Origin of the sequence: Psychroflexus salinarum (assembly GCF_042677225.1) — a bacterium.
In the GTDB taxonomy this organism is placed as follows: domain Bacteria; phylum Bacteroidota; class Bacteroidia; order Flavobacteriales; family Flavobacteriaceae; genus Psychroflexus; species Psychroflexus salinarum.
Genome location: NZ_JBHTIV010000013.1, coordinates 105,563 through 120,255, shown reverse-complemented (window position 1 = coordinate 120,255; position 14,693 = coordinate 105,563). Strand labels below are relative to the sequence as shown.

At 35.2% G+C, this 14,693-nt stretch carries 10 protein-coding genes and 1 pseudogene; 9 read left to right on the top strand and 2 right to left on the bottom strand.

Going from position 1 to position 14,693, the window contains the following annotated elements; genetic code table 11:
- The first annotated feature begins 287 nt into the window (after positions 1 to 287).
- Positions 288 to 1,916 carry an acyl-CoA carboxylase subunit beta gene (locus ACFQ0R_RS11195; protein ID WP_379658465.1) on the top strand — a complete coding sequence of 543 codons (1,629 nt, stop codon included), beginning with the start codon at positions 288 to 290 and terminating at the stop codon, positions 1,914 to 1,916.
- Between the two features lie 83 nt (positions 1,917 to 1,999).
- Here ACFQ0R_RS11195 and ACFQ0R_RS11190 read toward each other — a convergent pair whose 3' ends face one another.
- Complete coding sequence (locus ACFQ0R_RS11190) at positions 2,000 to 4,810, bottom strand: M16 family metallopeptidase (protein ID WP_379658464.1); 2,811 nt, start codon at positions 4,808 to 4,810, stop codon at positions 2,000 to 2,002.
- 214 nt (positions 4,811 to 5,024) lie between these two features.
- Here ACFQ0R_RS11190 and ACFQ0R_RS11185 point away from each other — a divergent pair, with 214 nt between their 5' ends.
- The 8 genes and pseudogenes from ACFQ0R_RS11185 to ACFQ0R_RS11150 all read left to right on the top strand — a co-directional run bounded on the left by ACFQ0R_RS11185 (position 5,025) and on the right by ACFQ0R_RS11150 (position 12,573).
- On the top strand, positions 5,025 to 5,699 hold the full coding sequence (locus tag ACFQ0R_RS11185; RefSeq protein ID WP_379658463.1) for a succinate dehydrogenase cytochrome b subunit: 675 nt from the start codon (positions 5,025 to 5,027) through the stop codon (positions 5,697 to 5,699).
- A gap of 3 nt (positions 5,700 to 5,702) precedes the next feature.
- On the top strand, positions 5,703 to 7,622 hold the full coding sequence (locus ACFQ0R_RS11180) for a fumarate reductase/succinate dehydrogenase flavoprotein subunit (RefSeq protein ID WP_379658462.1): 1,920 nt from the start codon (positions 5,703 to 5,705) through the stop codon (positions 7,620 to 7,622).
- Between the two features lie 13 nt (positions 7,623 to 7,635).
- On the top strand, positions 7,636 to 8,379 hold the full coding sequence (locus ACFQ0R_RS11175; RefSeq protein ID WP_379658461.1) for a succinate dehydrogenase/fumarate reductase iron-sulfur subunit: 744 nt from the start codon (positions 7,636 to 7,638) through the stop codon (positions 8,377 to 8,379).
- A gap of 153 nt (positions 8,380 to 8,532) precedes the next feature.
- Entirely contained in the window at positions 8,533 to 9,222 is a 690-nt protein-coding gene (locus ACFQ0R_RS11170; protein WP_379658460.1) for an RluA family pseudouridine synthase, read from the top strand.
- Between the two features lie 39 nt (positions 9,223 to 9,261).
- Positions 9,262 to 10,251: a D-alanine--D-alanine ligase gene (locus ACFQ0R_RS11165; protein ID WP_379658459.1), complete on the top strand. Its 990-nt coding sequence runs from the start codon at positions 9,262 to 9,264 to the stop codon at positions 10,249 to 10,251.
- 35 nt (positions 10,252 to 10,286) lie between these two features.
- Positions 10,287 to 10,745: a pantetheine-phosphate adenylyltransferase gene (gene coaD / locus ACFQ0R_RS11160; RefSeq protein ID WP_379658458.1), complete on the top strand. Its 459-nt coding sequence runs from the start codon at positions 10,287 to 10,289 to the stop codon at positions 10,743 to 10,745.
- A gap of 4 nt (positions 10,746 to 10,749) precedes the next feature.
- Positions 10,750 to 11,283, top strand: coding sequence for a DsrE family protein (locus ACFQ0R_RS11155; protein WP_379658457.1), 534 nt, complete (start codon positions 10,750 to 10,752; stop codon positions 11,281 to 11,283).
- Between the two features lie 67 nt (positions 11,284 to 11,350).
- Positions 11,351 to 12,573 (top strand): annotated as a pseudogene (locus ACFQ0R_RS11150) (amidohydrolase).
- A 7-nt stretch (positions 12,574 to 12,580) separates the two neighbouring features.
- Here the strand turns inward: ACFQ0R_RS11150 and ACFQ0R_RS11145 are convergent.
- Entirely contained in the window at positions 12,581 to 14,644 is a 2,064-nt protein-coding gene (locus ACFQ0R_RS11145) for a TonB-dependent receptor (RefSeq protein ID WP_379658456.1), read from the bottom strand.
- Between the last annotated feature and the right edge of the window lie 49 nt (positions 14,645 to 14,693).

Here is a 14,693-nt window from a genome sequence, read left to right as displayed (position 1 = left end):
AGAAATACCTTAAGTATCTTTTTATATAATGGTCGAGAAGTAGGCTGACTTTTGGTCACAGGTTCAAATAAAAATCAAATTTATAATAACATCGCTGTTATTAATGAGCAATGGCGTTTAATTTAAGTTAAATAAGGAAAATAAAGTAAAATTGTATCCGACTTCGATATTTGGTCAAGCAGGTTTAAAGTAAAGATTAAGGAAAATTAAACAAGAGTAAACGAAAACGTTTGAGATTTGTTGGTTTGGTTTTGTATTTTAGCGATTCAATTTATAGAGCTTAATTCATGGACATAAAATTCAATAAAAACGAAGATCACAACAAACTTTTAGTCTCCGACTTGAGGAGCAAATTTGCCAAAGTAAGTCTCGGCGGTGGTGAAAAAAAGATTGAGAAACACCATAGCAAAGGCAAAATGACAGCCAGAGAACGTATTGATTTCCTTCTTGACGATGCTATCGATGCTATTGAAATTGGGGCTTTTGCTGGAGATGGAATGTATGAAGAACACGGTGGTTGTCCTGGCGGTGGTGTCGTTGTAAAGATTGGAAAAGTATCTGGAAAAAAAGTTATTGTAGTTGCCAACGATGCGACTGTAAAGGCAGGAGCTTGGTTTCCTATAACAGGTAAGAAAAATCTAAGAGCTCAAGAGATTTCTATCGAGAACAAATTGCCAATTATTTATCTTGTGGATAGTGCTGGTGTTTATTTGCCAATGCAAGATGAAATCTTCCCTGATAAAGAGCATTTTGGTAGAATTTTTAGAAACAATGCAGTGATGAGTAGTATGGGAATCACTCAGATTTCTGCAGTTATGGGAAGTTGTGTTGCTGGCGGAGCTTACTTACCTATTATGAGTGACGAAGCAATGATTGTGGATAAGACAGGGAGTATCTTTCTTGCTGGGAGTTATCTTGTGAAAGCAGCTATTGGTGAAAGTGTTGATAATGAAACGCTTGGTGGAGCAACAACACATTGTGAAATAAGTGGTGTTACAGATTACAAAGCGACAGATGATAAAGATGCGTTAAGCAAAATCAAAAATATTGTTGATAAAATTGGAGAGTTTGATAAAGCTGGGTTTAATCGTAAAGAACCTAAAAAACCTAAATTAGACCCTAAAGAAATTTATGGTTTGCTTCCTGCTAAACGAAGTGACCAATATGATATGATGCCAATTATTGAGCGTCTTGTGGACAATTCAGAATTTGAAGAATATAAAAAAGGATTTGGTCAAACCATTATCACTGGTTATGCAAGAATTGATGGCTGGGCTGTTGGCATTGTTGCCAATCAAAGAAAAATTGTAAAAACTAAAGGTGGTGAAATGCAGTTTGGTGGTGTGATATATAGCGATTCAGCAGATAAGGCGACTCGATTTATCGCCAATTGTAATCAGAAGAAAATCCCATTGGTATTTGTTCAGGATGTCACTGGATTTATGGTTGGCAGCAAAAGCGAACATGGAGGTATCATTAAAGATGGAGCCAAAATGGTGAATGCAGTGAGCAATTCAGTAGTACCAAAATTTACGGTTATTATAGGAAATTCTTATGGAGCTGGAAATTATGCCATGTGTGGAAAAGCTTACGATCCAAGATTGATATTTGCCTGGCCAAGTGCAGAGTTAGCTGTGATGAGTGGAAACTCAGCTGCTAAAGTATTACTGTCTATAGAAACCTCTAGATTGAAAGCCAAAGGCGAAAAGATAACAGAAGAGAAGGAAAAAGAGCTTTACGATAAAATCAAGAACAATTACGACGAGCAAACCAGCCCTTATTATGCGGCTGCAAGATTGTGGACAGATGCTGTCATAGAGCCACTGGATACAAGGAAATGGATTTCTAACGGAATTGATGTCGCCAACCACGCCCCTATTACAAAGGATTTTAATCTGGGTGTTATACAGACCTAATCCTCTAGATTTATATAAAATAAAAATGCCTGCGAAAGTCGATTTCGCAGGCATTTTTTTGGTAAATTATTTGTATTGAAACACTATTCTTGTTCTGGCATTAGCATACCGATAACTTTATCTTTAGATAAATATTTTTTAGCTACGTTTTGAACCTCTTCAGCTGTTAAGCTTTCAATTCTCTCTTCGTATGTCATAATTCTACCCAAAGACGTATCGTAGGTGTAAGCCTGAGTAAACTGGTCTAACCAGAATTTGTTCTCTTTCATTTTCTCTTTATACTCCAGCTTTTCAGACTCCTTGAATTTATTCAGATCTTCTGCATCTGGACCATTTTCAATGATTTTGTCAAGTTCAGCTAAAGCAGATTCAGTAAGGTTTTCAGCATTTCCTGGGCCACAAGGAAAACTGATACTAAAGTTATAACTTCCATAAGGCACTTTGCTTAATCTTCCGTTTGCCCCTGCTCCATAAACACCACTTTCGCCCTCTCTTAATTCTTCTATCAAGTTGATAGTCAATACTTCCCCTACAGCATTCATTGCTAGAGCTTCTTCTGGACTATACTCAGCTTCACCGTAGAACAAGATGGTGACCTGGCTTTTAGGATCTTTACCTTTTTTTACCACTTTTTTAAGATCACCTTCTAGCATTCTGTATCCCAAATCTACAGCTTCTTCTGAAGTTTCGTTTGCTGGCAATGAAGCTATATAGGTTTCTAAATAAGATTTAAATTCATCTTCGTTGATATTTCCAACAAAGTAAAAGTGAAAGTCTCCAGCATTTTCAAAACGCTCTTGATAAATTTCGTAAGCTTTTTTATAATCAGTTTTATTCCAAGCTTCTTCGTCTGGTAAAATACCATTGAATCTTGGATTATCCTTACTTAAAAAAGTATAAAACTGTTCCTGAAAGTAAAAATTTGGCATTGATGTTAAGTTAGACATGAAAGCATTTTGTTTAGTTTTAAAACTTTCAAAAGCTTCTTCGTCATAATTTAAATCTGTAAAGTAAGCCTGAATCATTTGCATTAAGTATTTCATATCATCAGGTGTTGCACTTCCTCTCATCCCTTCGGAAATATTACTCACATAAGGAGTTACAGTAGCAGTTTTACCACTCATAAATTTACTTATTGCATTTTTGTCCATTCCAGAAAAACCAGCTTCTGTAAGGCCTCCCATCGCCCATTGTACTTCTTTATAAGTTTCATTATCTATTAAATTCGACCCACCAAAACTTATAGCTTCAAATAAAATTTGATCGTTTTTAAAATCTGTTTGCTTATATGTCACTTTAGCACCATTCGATAACGTCAGAGTTTTAGAATCTGTAGTTTCGTTAAGCTCAGTAGATGTAATTTTTCCTTTTGGTAAGGATTTTCTGATAAGGCTTTCAGCAATAGCTTCATCTTGGTAAGGAGCCAAATCCTGAGATTCTATATTGATGACTTCCAAAACCTCTTCCTTAGATGGCTTTTTAAGTCCTTCTTTTTCTGGACCCGTTAAGATAACCACGCGGTTATCTTTTTTGATATACTCATCGATTTGACTATTGATAGCTTCAACTGAAATTTCAGGAAATAGTTTCTCTGTCATTTCATAGTCCCACTCAATATTGGTCATCACACTACCACGTAAAAACTGATTTTGAAGCTGTTGAACATATCTAGCTGATTCTGTTTTATCTCTTTCTTTATATTGCCTTTCAATTCTAGTTAACATTTCTGTTTTAGCACGCTCCAATTCATTTTCTGTAAAGCCATGCATTTTAACACGCTGATTTTCTTCTACCAATACTTTTAAAGCATCCAATTGTTTGCCTTCGCCTACCATTGCAGAAGACTGGTACGCTTTTTTATCACGAGACCAGGTGCCTCCATAATATGAAAAACCATAGTTGAAAGGTGGGTTATTACTATTTCTAATCTCATCTAATCGATTATTGATCATCGTTGAAAACAAAGAAATTTCCAACTGAGATTTGTAATCTCCTATAGTCGTGTTTGGCTCTGACTCTTCGTAGTCTTTGTAGTAAACTTCCACTTGAGAAAAAGGAGCTTCTTCATCTGTTTCAACAGCTACAAAGGTTTCCTCATGATTTGGAACACCGTAGGTTTCTCTAGGCTTTGGGTTTTTAGGATTTTTGTACTTTGAAAAATGTTTCATTATCATTTTTTCAATTTGATCTACATCTATATCACCAACGGCAATTACACTCATCAAATCTGGACGATACCAATCTTCATAAAATTGGATTAAGTCTTCATGTTCAAAATTTTCAAGTACTTCTTTCTCTCCTATTGGTAGGCGTTCAGCATATCTAGAACCGTACATCAATTTGTCGATGTAGTTGGCCATCATACGCTTGTTTGCACCCAAACCGAGTCGGTATTCTTCCAAAACTACACCTCGTTCTTTATCGATTTCTTCGGGACTCAAAGTGGCATTGAATGCCCAATCTTCTAAAATCTCAAACCCTTTCTTAAGCTTTTCGTCATCATCAGACGGAATAGGTAAAAAATAAACAGTTTCATCAAAGCTTGTATAAGCATTAAGGTGCTGCCCAAATTTCACACCTATGCTTTGCAGATAATCTACAAGTTCATTTTTAGGAAATCGCTCAGTCCCATTGAAACACATATGCTCCATAAAATGAGCTAAGCCACGTTGTTTTTCAGTCTCTAAAATTGAACCTGCGTTGATAACTAACCTTAAGTCAACTTTGTCTTCTGGTTTATCGTTTTGCTTAATGTAGTAGGTTAAACCGTTTTCCAGTTTACCTTTTCTCACATCAGAATCCATAGGAATTGGATCTGAGTAATTGATTTGTTGTGCCGATAACAGCAACGGAGAAGCTATCAATAAAAGCATCAAAGATTTTAAAATATTCATAAAAAAGATTTTTGGTTTAAACTCAAAACTAAAACAAAAAATCAAAAAATCAACGAATTATTTAGTTTAATTATTTTAAATATTCAAAATCAATCCATCTTTAATTACATAAATCTTTGATTTTCGTCAGCTTTTATTCAAAATTTGATCAATGATTTTAGTAAAATTATCTTATATCTTAAGCAAAATTGTAATTTAGGTGTATCAATAAAACATGAAACTTGTGTGGTTCATTAAAAACTCAATAACCAGAAAAAACTTAATGGCTTTAACAGGTCTTTTTCTGTGTTTTTTCTTAATAATTCATTTACTCGGTAATTTTCAGTTGCTCCTTCCAAAAGAAGAGGCACAACTTCAATATAATTTGTACAGTGATTTTTTGTCTAATAATATATTAGTTAAAGTTATTTCATATCTTCTGTACGCAAGTATTTTGGTTCATACCATAGATTCAATATACTTAAGTATAAAGGCAAAAAAAGCGAAAGGTTCTTCTTACGCAAGAGATAAACGAAACAGAGCCAGCAAATGGTATTCCAGGCAAATGATGCTTTTAGGAACTATTGTTTTTGCTTTTTTGGTCATACATTTTAAGGATTTTTGGTTTCCCTATAAATTTGGCAGTATAAATAGTGATGCCAATGGAAATAGGGATTTATACTCACTTGTAGTTATCTCGTTTCAAGAATTATGGTATGTTATTTTATACGCTGTTGCGATTTTGGCTTTAGGGTTTCACTTGTTACATGGTTTTTTTAGTGCGTTCAGAACCATTGGTTTGTATAACCCTAGATATAATCGCATAATCAAAATGATAGGCGTCTTTTTTTCGGCAGCTATCACCTTGGGTTATTTTGTCATTCCTTTTTATATTTATTTAAACGCTTAAGCTATGACTAAAGAAATTCATGCAAACATTCCAGAAGGAGATTTAAAGGACAAGTGGAGTAATTATAAAGCTCATGCAAAGCTAGTAAGTCCCAACAACCGAAAAAAATTAGACATCATTGTTGTAGGAACAGGTTTAGCTGGAGCTTCTGCGGCAGCTTCTTTAGCTGAAATGGGGTATAAAATCAAAAGTTTTTGCTTTCAGGATTCGCCTAGACGTGCACATTCTGTTGCTGCTCAAGGTGGAGTGAATGCCATGAAAAATTATCAAAATGATGGAGATAGCGTTTTCAGAATGTTTTACGACACCTTGAAAGGAGGAGACTTTAGATCTCGAGAAGCAAATACTTATAGATTGGCAGAATGTTCGGCTAGTTTGATTGATCAGGCGGTCGCTCAGGGTGTTCCTTTTGGTCGAGAATACAGTGGTTATCTACGGAATAGATCATTTGGTGGTGTTCAGGTTTCTAGAACTTTTTATTCTCGTGGTCAAACTGGACAGCAGTTACTTTTAGGCTCTTATCAAGCGTTGATGAGACAAAAAGAAGAAGGAAATGTTCAGCTTTTTACACGCCATGAAATGTTAGACCTTGTTAATATTGATGGAAAAGCAAAAGGGATCATTGCAAGAAATTTAGATACAGGCGAAATTGAACGTTATGGCGCTCATGCTGTAATTTTAGCCACCGGTGGATTTGGTAAAATTTACTACTTATCAACTTTAGCCATGGGTTGTAATGCTTCAGCCATTTGGAGGGCTCACAAAAAAGGAGCTTTGATGGCAAACCCAAGTTGGACTCAGGTTCATCCTACCAGTTTACCACAAAGTGGACCTTATCAATCTAAGTTAACCTTAATGTCAGAGTCCTTACGAAATGATGGCCGAATTTGGGTTCCTAAATCAAAAGATGAACAAAGGTTACCTAGCGAAATTCCAGAAGGAGAACGAGATTATTATCTTGAGCGCAAATATCCATCTTTTGGAAATCTAGCACCGAGAGACATTGCTTCCCGAGCAGCCAAAGAACAGATTGACGCAGGCAAAGGGGTTGGCGCTTTGAAAAATGCAGCTTACCTTGACTTTTTCCATGCCATAAAAGAATATGGACAAGAATTGATCGCTGAGCGTTACGGGAACTTATTCAATATGTATCAAAAAATTACTGGAATAAATGCTTACAAAGAACCTATGAAAATTTCACCATCAGCTCACTTTTCGATGGGTGGTTTGTGGGTAGATTATGATTTGATGACAAGCATTCCAGGACTATTTGCCATTGGAGAAGCCAATTTTTCTGATCATGGCGCTAACAGATTAGGAGCTAATTCACTGCTTCAAGCCTGCGTGGACGGATATTACATTGCCCCTTACACTTTACAAAATTATTTAGCTGATCAAATTCAAGTTAAAAAAACAGATGTGAATCACCCAGCTTTTGTTGAAGCCGAAAACAAGGTTCAACAACAATTAAATCAATTTATAAATCAGAAGGGAACTAAAACAGCAGAAGAGTTTCATCGTGAATTGGGCAAAATTTTATATGATAAATGTGGTCTATCTCGTTCTGCAGAAGGTCTAAAAAGTGCCATTTCTCAAATTCAAAACCTTAGGAACGAATACAAAAAGAATTTGTTAGTCCCGGGCGATGTCGAAGACATCAATAGCGAATTGGAAAAAGCTGGAAGAGTAAGCGATTATATGGAGCTTTCAGAACTGATGTGCATTGATGCACTCAATCGAAATGAATCCTGCGGAGCACATTTTAGAGAAGAGTTTCAAACGGAAGATGGCGAAGCCAAACGAGATGATAAAAATTATGCTTACAGTGCTGCCTGGGAATGGAATGGAGATGCATCTTCTCCTATTTTGAATAAAGAGCCACTTGAGTTTGAAAATGTAAAACCTACTCAAAGAAGCTACTAATAACAGAATTGCAATGAAAATAAATCTTGAAATCTGGCGACAGAGAAATCAAAATACAAAGGGTCAATTAGAATCTTATTCTTTGGATGAAGTTGATGCAGAAATGTCGTTTCTTGAGATGCTAGATATGCTTAATCTAAAACTGGCAAAGCAAGGGGAACGCCCTATTGAATTCGATCATGATTGTCGAGAAGGTATTTGCGGACAATGTGGAGTAATGATAAATGGTATTGCACATGGACCGCTAAAAAACACAACCACCTGTCAGCTGCACATGCGTTCTTTTAAAGATGGTGATACCATTTTTGTAGAACCTTTTAAGGCAAAAGCATTTCCTGTTATTCGTGATTTGAAAGTCAATCGCTCTGCTTTAGACGAAATCATTGCAGCTGGCGGTTATATCTCTGTTAGTACAGGTCAGGCTCCAGAGGCAAATAGCATTCTTGTAACTCACGAAGAAGCTGAGTCTGCATTCGATTCTGCAGCTTGCATTGGGTGTGGAGCTTGTGTGGCAACCTGCAAGAATGCTAGCGCTGCTCTTTTCACTTCTTCAAAAATCAGTCAGTTGGTAAAGCTTCCACAAGGCAAAAAAGAAAGTAGCAAACGAACTGTCGATATGGTGAACCGCATGGAAAACTTAGGTTTTGGTCATTGTACCAATACAGAAGCCTGCCAGGTAGAATGTCCACAAGATATTTCAGTTTTGAATATTGCTCAAATGAACTATGAATACAATAAAGCAAAACTGAAAAAGTAGTTATGGCCAAACTATAAAAATAAAACTTTTGATAGTTGTAGATTTGAATTCAATTTAAAAAGTTTCATAAACACAATTTCTGAAACAGATTTTAAAGCGGAAAAACTAAATCGAGGTACAATTTATTTCAAATAAAAGAGACACTACTAACACATGCATTCCACTCCTAAAAATCTTCAAATTATTTTTGAAGACAATCATCTAATAGTTATCAATAAACGTTCAGGCGACATTGTTCAAGGCGACAAAACTGGTGATTTGCCTTTAAGTGAAATCGTCAAACTATATCTCAAGGATAAGTATAACAAACCGGGTGATGCTTATCTAGGAGTGGTTCATAGATTGGATAGACCAACGAGTGGTGTAGTAATTTTTTCCAAAACATCCAAAGCTTTATCACGATTGAACAAAGCTTTTGCGAATAGAGACACCAAAAAAACATATTGGGCGGTCGTCAAAAATAAGCCTAAGCAAAAGTCATCTAGACTTATTCATTACCTTAAAAGAAATCCGAAACAAAATAAATCTTACGCACACATCAAACCCGTTCCAGAATCCAAAGAAGCGATACTATCCTATCAGCTTATTAAATCCTTGGATAATTACCATCTCCTGGAAGTTGCTTTAGAAACAGGAAGACATCATCAAATTCGAAGTCAGCTCTCTGCCATTGGTTCACCGATAAAAGGCGATCTTAAATACGGATTTGACAGAAGTAATAAGGATGGAAGCATTCATCTTCATGCTAGAAAACTCACCATAACGCATCCTGTTCGTAAGGAGCAAATTACCTTTGAAGCTGCTGCACCAGATGATGTAATATGGAATAACTGTATGTCCTGATTCAAATCTGAAAAGTTATATTTGAACAAATTTTTAGCGATGAAAAAAAATATAGCCGTAGCCATGGGCGGTTATTCGAGTGAAGCAGATATTTCTCTCAAAAGTGGAGAAGTTGTCTATAAGCACTTATCTTCAAACCCTAATTTCAGGGTTTACAAAGCTCATATATTAAAAAAAAGTTGGTTTGTAAAAATGAATTCTGGAAAAGAATTTCCAATTGATAAATCGAACTTTTCAGTAAATATTGAAGGTGAAACTATACGTTTTGACTGCATCTTCAATACTATTCATGGAACTCCAGGCGAAGATGGATTATTTCAGGGCTACTTACAAACTTTAAAAATTCCTCAAACAGCTTGTGATTATTATCAAGCTGCTCTTACTTTCAATAAAAGAGATTGTATTTCTGTCCTCAAAGCCCACGGCATCCAAACCGCCAAAAATGTATACATCAATAAAGGTGATGAAGTAAATCCACAAGCTATTGTTGATCATGTAGGCTTACCTTGTTTTGTAAAAGCCAACAGAGCTGGAAGTAGTTATGGAATTTCAAAAGTGAAACATAGAGATGATATTTTAACGGCTTTGGAACATTCTTTTAAAGAAGACGATGAAGTAATTATAGAATCATTTCTGGATGGTAGAGAAGTAAGTGTGGGGGTCATCAATATTGATGGTGAAATAAAAGCCTTGCCTGTTACTGAAATTATTTCTGAAAATGAATTCTTTGACTTTGAAGCTAAATATCTTGGTAAATCTCAGGAAATTACCCCAGCTAATCTGAGTAGGAAACAAACTGAAAATGTCCAAAACCTGGCTGTAAAAATTTTCAGATTACTGAAATTGAAAGGCTTAACAAGATCAGAATTTATCTTTCATAATAACCAGCCCCATTTTTTGGAATGTAATGCCTGTCCAGGCCTAACCGAAGCTAGCATCCTGCCACAACAAGCTAAAGCTGCTGGAATCTCATTACAAGACTTATTTACTAATGCTGTAGAGGTTGCTCTTCAAAACTTTGAAGACTAATTCACTTTTAAGTATCTTAGAACAAATTTTTATATATGAAAAGAGCTGTTTTTCCTGGATCCTTTGATCCAATAACAATAGGACATTACGATATCATCATAAGAGGTCTTACTCTTTTTGATGAAATTATTTTAGCTATAGGAGTAAATGCAGAGAAAAAATATATGTTTAGTTTAGAAGAAAGAAAATCTTTTCTTGAAGAGACATTTAAAGATGAACCAAAAATTAAAGTGGACACTTATCATGGCCTAACTGTCGATTATTGCAAAGAAAATAATGCTGATTTCATACTTAGGGGTTTAAGAAATCCTGCTGATTTTGAATTTGAAAAAGCAATTGCTCATACCAATAGAAAATTAGAAAAAATAGAAACTGTCTTTTTACTTACATCTAGCGGTAAAAGCTATATCTCCTCCTCTATTGTAAGAGATGTCATTCGACATAATGGAGACTATTCGGGTCTTGTTCCAGAGTCTGTTGTTGTAAAATCATAAGTTCATGAAAAACACATTAATTTTTACTGCTTTATTAATTTCTGTTTTAAGTTTCTCTCAAACTTCAAAAAGTTTGGAATCTTTCGGTCCTGTTTACGCTATTGAAAATGCTGATTTTAAAACGAATTTAAACCAAGAATTCAAAGCCGTTTTTGATGTCGCTAGCATTTCAGAATCTAAAGAAAGTCCTAACCAAAAATTCGTAACCTTAGCTAGATATCTAAGGCTTCATCAAGATCCAAACTTGGAAAATAATTCTGTAAAAGCAGCTTTGGTAGTTCATGGCTCGGCTATTTTTGACTTGTTGACTCATGAGGAGTATGCGAAATATCACAAGCAAGAAACTCTTAAAAATCCTAATTATAATCTACTAAGTGTTCTATCTGAACATAATATTGATATTATTTTATGTGGGCAAACTTCAAAACATAGATCTATTGATAAAAGTAAGTTACATCCGGATGTCAAAATAGCCTTATCTGCAATGTCTGCACTTATTCAACTTCAGAATAAAGATTACAGACTCATTAATTTTTAAAAAATTAAACATGAAATATATAATTACAATCTTTGGACTAATATGCTTTACAAATACATTTTCTCAGATGAATCCTCAACTTCTTGAGGATATAAAAGCTATAGAAGATCAAGTTATAGATTGGAGACATGACTTTCATCAAAATCCTGAATTGTCCAATAGAGAGTTTGAAACTGCAGAAAAGATAGCGAAGCATTTAAAAAACTTAGGATTGGATGTAAAAACAGGAATAGCCCATACTGGAGTTGTTGCCGTTTTGAAAGGAGATAAGCCTGGAAAAGTAGTTGCTCTAAGAGCTGACATCGATGCTTTACCCGTAACTGAACGTAATGATTTACCATTCAAAAGTGAAGTAGTTACAGAGTTTTTAGGAACTGAAACAGGAGTAATGCATGCTTGTGGTCACGATACACATACGGCAATACTGATGGGTGTAGCTGAAGTCCTCACCAAAAACAAACATTTAATAAATGGAACCGTTAAATTCATTTTTCAACCTGCTGAAGAAGGTCCACCACCTGGGGAAAAAGGAGGTGCAAGCCTTATGATTGAAGAAGGAGTTTTAAAAAATCCTGATGTAGATGCCATTTTTGGTTTACATATCAACTCATCGACTCCAGTCGGAACAATCAGATATAAGCCCGGTGGTACAATGGCAGCTGTAGAGCGCTTTGTCATTGATGTAAAAGGAAAAGGCTCTCATGGTTCTGCTCCATGGACAGGCGTGGACCCTATTTTGATTTCAGCAAAAATCATTGACGGTTTACAAACCATCATTAGCCGAGAAGCAAAATTAGTAGATGAGCCCGCTGTAATTACCGTTGGTAAAATCACCGCCGGAACACGCTTCAATGTCATTCCTGAATCCGCCGAAATGATAGGAACAGTAAGAACCTTAGATCCAGATATGCGAGAAATGGTCATCAGACGTATGAATGAAATGGTTCCTGCCATTGCTAAAGCATATGGTGGCGATGCGGAAATCACTTTTCAAAATAACACAGCCATTACTTATAATGACCTGGAGTTGACTGCAAACATGGTTCCAACTCTACAAAAGCTGGCTGGTGAAGATAAAGTTGAGCTTGTAAAGGCAACTACTGGAGGTGAAGATTTCCATTTTTTCAAGAAGAAATTCCCGGCTTTTACTTTTTTCTTGGTGGTATGACTCATGGAAACACTACTCCTTATCCACACCATACTCCAGATTTTATGATAGATGATGCGGGAATGTTATTGGGAGTAAAAAGCTTGTCTCAACTTGCAATCGACTACTTAAATAAAAAGTAGTGGATACTTAAAATGTATAATTTAAAGCAAAACTTCCAAAGTAATTTCTAGGTTCGCCGGGATAGAAATACCTTGGCTCACTACCTCCAAAACCTATAGCATTGGTTACAATACTTGAAGCGTATTTTTCATTGAAAACATTATTTATTCCAAAATTTACTTTAGCTGACAATCTATCAAAAATAGGAAATCTGTATTCAACTTTCAGATTAGTAAATGCGTAAGCATCAGCAAAAACCGTGTTCGCATCGTTTACTGGAATTTCAGAAATGGCATTGGTTTGAAAGTAAAAGAAAAACTTATCAGTTATTTGTGCGTCCAATCCAAAAGTGAATTGACTTGATGGTACCCCAGTTAAATCATTTCCTGAAAACGATGCCCCTTGATCTACAAACTCATCAAATTTATAGAAATTGATACTACCGTTCACGTAGGGTTGCATTTTAAGCCATGACTTATAATTTAAGTTTGATTTGAAGGAAAACTCAATACCAGGATGAGAGGTTGAACCTGCATTGATCCCAACAAAACGATCTTCGGATACTCGCCTTGCTACAAGTAAATTTTCTACATCCATATAGTAAGCGCTGACTTCTGTAAATAATTTATCACCGAACCATTTAGCTTTATAGCCAATCTCGTAATTCCAGCCTTTTTCTGGAGCTAAATCAGTATTAAAAACACCCTCTTCAGTAAGGCTTTGTTCTACAGTCGGGACCGAGAATCCTTTGCTTACAGATGCTGAAATTTTTTGTCTTTCATTAAAAGAATAAGTACTGACTAAATTTGGCAACCAAACTTGGTCATAACTATAATCTCCTGTCTGAGAATTTTCTGGACTAGAGAATAAATCTTCAATTTCGTAAGATGTTTTATTGGTGGCCAGACCAAACTTTACATTAAAATAACTATTGAAAGTTATATTTAATGTAGCAAAACCTTCTATATATTGTCGATTTTGAGTTAAATCTGAAAGTAAACTTCCTTGAAGATAACCCTGACCATTATTTTCTTCATATCGATTTTCTGAAGTAGAAACATCAAAATTATCTCTTAGGAATTCACCTCCAATATTGAACTTTGAAGAGAAACCAAATAATTCTAAATCAATTTCAGAAGTATGTCTCAACCCAATTCCACTATTTTTTTCTTCCAGAATATCAAAAGGTCTTGGTTCAAAAGCGTCTCTTATATTTACAAAAACAGCCGTGTTTTGTTTAATGTCAGAAGTTAACTGATTAGAAAAATTTACTCCAAAAACACCTCGAGTATAAGATTCAAATCCTCTAGCCTGTCCCCATGTAAAGGCTGCTTTAGTAGGATTCTCTTCTAGATCTGTTCGATTCAGCGAGCTTGGTATATAACCTTTGAGTTGCACAACTTGGCCGACCAATTTTAACTTAGAAGAATTTGATAAATTCCATTCAGAATTTAGAAAATAAGATTCTCGCTGATAATTGCTGTTATCCCTGAAACCTCCTGAACTGAGATTGTTATAAGTCAGGTTGATTTTTTTATTCCCTTCAGCAACATTCAAAGAATAATTTTGCTTTAATAGGTCAAAGCTACCAAAGAGTAATTCCGATTCTGCATAATTTTGATCTCTTAATACAGATGTCAACTGTATAACTCCTCCAAGCCCAGCACCAAATTCTGTAGCTTGTGGTCCTTTTATGACTTTCACTTCAGAAATAGTAGTCAAATCAATATCGTGTAAAATAGAAGTTCCATTGGCTGTGGTTAATGGAATATTATTGTAATACAATTTCACTCTATTAGTTTCGTATTGTGCTCTCGCTCCTATCCCACGAATATTAATTTTAGTGGTATTAAGGCCACCTTGTTGCATGTAAACTCCGGGAATTTTATTTAAAATTGGAGTGATTGTGGTTTGATTGGACTGTAATAATTCCTCTTGTTTTAAGAAAGAAACGTTAGCTTCTCCTTGATAAGCTTTCTCAATATCAAGTGAAGTGTTGAGCTTTACTTCTTTTAATGCTGTTGTATCTTTTTGAGTTTGAGAAAAAATTATTCCCGAAATTAAAAAGAACATGATGTTAAACTGTTTCAAGTGCTTATTTTTAAAAATTCAAATGTAATCGAATTAAAAAGGTATAATT

Coding starts and splice junctions, on each gene's coding strand:
- ACFQ0R_RS11195 (WP_379658465.1), top strand. CDS start 288: ATGGACATAAAATTCAATAAAAACGAAGATCACAACAAACTTTTAGTC.
- ACFQ0R_RS11175 (WP_379658461.1), top strand. CDS start 7,636: ATGAAAATAAATCTTGAAATCTGGCGACAGAGAAATCAAAATACAAAG.
- coaD (WP_379658458.1), top strand. CDS start 10,287: ATGAAAAGAGCTGTTTTTCCTGGATCCTTTGATCCAATAACAATAGGA.
- ACFQ0R_RS11155 (WP_379658457.1), top strand. CDS start 10,750: ATGAAAAACACATTAATTTTTACTGCTTTATTAATTTCTGTTTTAAGT.
- ACFQ0R_RS11180 (WP_379658462.1), top strand. CDS start 5,703: ATGACTAAAGAAATTCATGCAAACATTCCAGAAGGAGATTTAAAGGAC.
- ACFQ0R_RS11165 (WP_379658459.1), top strand. CDS start 9,262: ATGAAAAAAAATATAGCCGTAGCCATGGGCGGTTATTCGAGTGAAGCA.
- ACFQ0R_RS11190 (WP_379658464.1), bottom strand. CDS start 4,810: ATGAATATTTTAAAATCTTTGATGCTTTTATTGATAGCTTCTCCGTTG.
- ACFQ0R_RS11185 (WP_379658463.1), top strand. CDS start 5,025: ATGAAACTTGTGTGGTTCATTAAAAACTCAATAACCAGAAAAAACTTA.
- ACFQ0R_RS11170 (WP_379658460.1), top strand. CDS start 8,533: ATGCATTCCACTCCTAAAAATCTTCAAATTATTTTTGAAGACAATCAT.